This window comes from Candidatus Eisenbacteria bacterium, from assembly GCA_013140805.1.
GTDB lineage: Bacteria > Eisenbacteria > RBG-16-71-46 > RBG-16-71-46 > RBG-16-71-46 > JABFRW01.
On the sequence record JABFRW010000117.1, the window covers coordinates 1 to 3,142 of the forward strand.

General features: G+C 68.1%; 4 protein-coding genes. All 4 read right to left on the reverse strand.

Annotated elements, in window-relative coordinates:
- Positions 1–103: 103 nt before the first annotated feature.
- Positions 104–448, reverse strand: a complete 345-nt coding sequence (gene flgC / locus HOP12_09465) for a flagellar basal body rod protein FlgC (GenBank protein NOT34384.1) — start codon at positions 446–448, stop codon at positions 104–106.
- A 70-nt stretch (positions 449–518) separates the two neighbouring features.
- A complete protein-coding gene (locus HOP12_09470) occupies positions 519–818 on the reverse strand; it encodes a hypothetical protein (GenBank protein NOT34385.1) in 300 nt (99 codons plus the stop codon).
- Positions 819–1,116: 298 nt separating this feature from the next.
- Entirely contained in the window at positions 1,117–2,574 is a 1,458-nt protein-coding gene (locus HOP12_09475; GenBank protein NOT34386.1) for a sigma-54-dependent Fis family transcriptional regulator, read from the reverse strand.
- Positions 2,549–3,142: sigma 54-interacting transcriptional regulator (locus HOP12_09480; GenBank protein ID NOT34387.1), on the reverse strand; the 594-nt coding region annotated here is incomplete at its 5' end. The genes HOP12_09475 and HOP12_09480, both read right to left, overlap by 26 nt.

Genomic DNA, 3,142 nt, shown 5'->3' on the forward strand with positions numbered 1-3,142 from the left:
CCGCGCCACGGCCGGCGCCGCGGCGGCCGCGGCCTGCTGTGCGGACGCGAGGTGATGCGCGGCCGAGAAGTCTCCGATCTTCATGAGGGCTCCCTCCCTGCAACTAGATATCGAGTGCGCGACGCAACATCAGCTTCGCGGCCTGGAACACCGAGGCGTTCGCCTCGTGCATGCGCCGCGCGATCATCAGATCCACCAATTCGCCTTGAACGTCGACGTTCGGGTATTGCACGAAGCCATCGGTGTTGGCGTCCGGGTGCGCGGGGTCGTATTGCAGCCGCCCGGCCCGCGGATCCGCCACCGACCGGGTTGCGGCATCGCCGCCCGCCACGTCGCCGCTCACCGACATCACCTGACGCTGATAAGGCCCGCCTTCCGGTGTGCGCGTGGTCTCGGCGTTCGCGATGTTCTCGGCGATCACCTCGAGGAAGCGCTGCTGCGTGGCCATGCCACGCGCTCCGATCGAGAGCGGCCGCAACAGCTGCCGCACGGTGCGCGGGAATACCGGAAACTCGAGCCTAGCCACGATCGCGCATCGTCACGCGCAGGCGGCCGTACGCCTCCTGCAGCAAGCGGGTGTCGGCGTCGTAACGGAGCTGCGTGTCGGCGAGCGACGCCATTTCGCGCTCGAGATCCGCTTCGCGCTGCTGAGCGGTGCCGAGCCGGCTCGCCAGCTCCCCTGAGAAGTCGGTGCTGCTGCTGGCGGACAGTGCGTTCGCCACGCGTTCCGAGATGCCGCGATGCGTTGCACTCGCCTCTTCGAGACCGGCACGCAGCTGCGCGGTGAGCGAGCGGTTTTCGAACAGTCCCCGAATCATGTGGATCCCCTCCGTGGGTTCGCTTCCGGAGGATCGGAAACGCAAGCCATGTGCCGCACGAGCGGCCGGGAGTGCCGCAGGACATTCCGCCGCGCGGCACTCACTCGCGGACGCGCTCGGAACGCGATGGGTCGCAGGACGTTCGGCGTGCGAGTGCCAGCAGTCGACGGCGTACCGGCGCGGTCGCGGCGTGGTCACGCACCCACGCTCACGCGAAGAGCCCCGGAAGATGCTTCCGGGGCTCTCGGAACTTCGTTCCGCATCGCGGCCCGTCGGGCCGGTCCAATCGGGTGCGTGACTAGGCCTCGAGAGGCCCTCTCCCCGCACTCAACTTCTTGCGCAGCGTGCGATCGCTGATCCCGAGCAAGGCAGCAGCGCGCAAACGGTGACCTCCGGTGGCCTGCAGCGCGCGCTGGATCATGTGCTTCTCGAGCTGCCGCAGGTTGTAGGTGCCATCCGCGCGCCCGTCCAACAGCGATCCGCCGTTCGAGACGCGCGGGAGCAACGGCCCGAACCCGTGCGGTGCCGGTGGCTCGGCCGCCATTCCGAACGGTACGCCGAATCCCAGCGGTCCGTTCCCGTCCGTCGGCATCGGCGGATCGACTTCGAACAGTCGAGTGTCGAGTGCTCCGCCGCGACTCAGGATCACGGCACGTTCGACCGCGTTCGCCAGCTCGCGCACGTTGCCGAGCCACCGCCGCCGGCACAGCGCGGCGTAGATCTCGGGCGTGACCTGCGGCACCCGCACTCCGAGCTGGAGCGCGAAGTGACGGACGAAGTGATCCACGAGGGCCGGAACGTCCTCGATCCGGTCGCGCAGCGGCGGAGTGCGAATCGGCACCACGCTCAAGCGATAGAACAGATCGCGTCGGAAGCGCCCCGCATCGATCTCGGCACGAAGGTCCCGATTGGTGGTCGCGATCAGACGCACGTCCACCTTGATCGCCTGCGCGCCGCCGACCCGCTCGAACTCCTGTTCCTGGAGTGCGCGCAGCAGCTTGGACTGCAGATCGAGTCGCATCTCCGAGATCTCGTCCAGCAGCAGCGTTCCACGATGCGCTCGCTCGAACGCTCCGTGACTGCGCGAGGTGGCGCCGGTGAAGGCCCCGCGCTCGTGGCCGAACAGGGTGCTCTCGACCAGGCCCTCGGGAAGCGCCGCGCAGTTCATGGTCACGAACGAACCCTCGCGACGCGTGGACTGTTCGTGAATGGCACGGGCGAACAGCTCCTTGCCGGTGCCGGATTCGCCCTCGAGCAGCACCGTGGCGCGGGTCGGGGCGACCGCCGCGATCACGTCCAGAACCGCCTGAAGCGCGGCGCTGGTTCCGATGATCGAGCCACTGCCCTGGTGGCGCGTGATCTCCTGACGGATGTCCTCGTTCTCGCGTCTCAGGCGTCCGATTTCGAGCGCATTGTTGACCGCCAGACGCAGCGCCTCCTGACGCAGCGGCTTGGTCAGATAGTCGACCGCACCACGGCGGATCGACGCCACCACCTCCTGGTGCGTCGCGTAGTTCGCCATCGCGATCACGGGCGTGTCGGGCTCGCGCTCCTGCAGCAGCGTGAGGACGTCGCGGCCATCCGCCCCCACGAGCGGGTAGTCGGTGATCACCAGATCGAAGCCGCGACCGTCGAGTGCCACCAGCCCTTCTTCGACGCTGGTGGTGAGGATCGCGTCGTGTCCGAGCTCGGTCAGAGCGTGTTCGAGCGTGACTCCGACCGAAGGTTCGTCATCGATGCACAGGATGGTGGACATTCATTCCTCCATCCACGCGCTTCCGTGGCGAGCGATGTGCGCGTGCGTGCGAGGGGCCGGCGTGGACCCGGATCTTGTCCAGGTAGTCGTAGAGCTTCTCTCGAATCGAACGCGGGGCCGCGAATGACCACGGCTCGCACGCGCTGCCGACGATCAGCCGCCCGATCTGCGGTTCGATCCCGGCGGCGAGCGGATCCGCGACTTCGTTTCGCAACGCCGCGTACAACATGCGCTCCGCGGTCTCGGACAGCCGCGTGATGCGATCGACGAACAGCGTGCCGCGATGTGCGGCCACCAGCAGCTGCGCGGAGACCACGTCGACGCCGGACACGATCCAATGCTCGGCGAGCGCACGGATCTCGGCGTCCTCGAGCACTGCGTCCAGCCGTACGAAGGGTCCACCGCGCATCGGGCTGTGGCGATGGAAGGCGCGCGCGATCGCCTCGCGATCGGCGTCGCTTCCGCCGATCACGATGACCGGCAGGAGCGTGTGGCGACAGCGCAGGATGAGCTCCGCGGGGGACGGACGCTGATCTCTCGCCCGCGGAGCACCCGATCCGTCCATGGC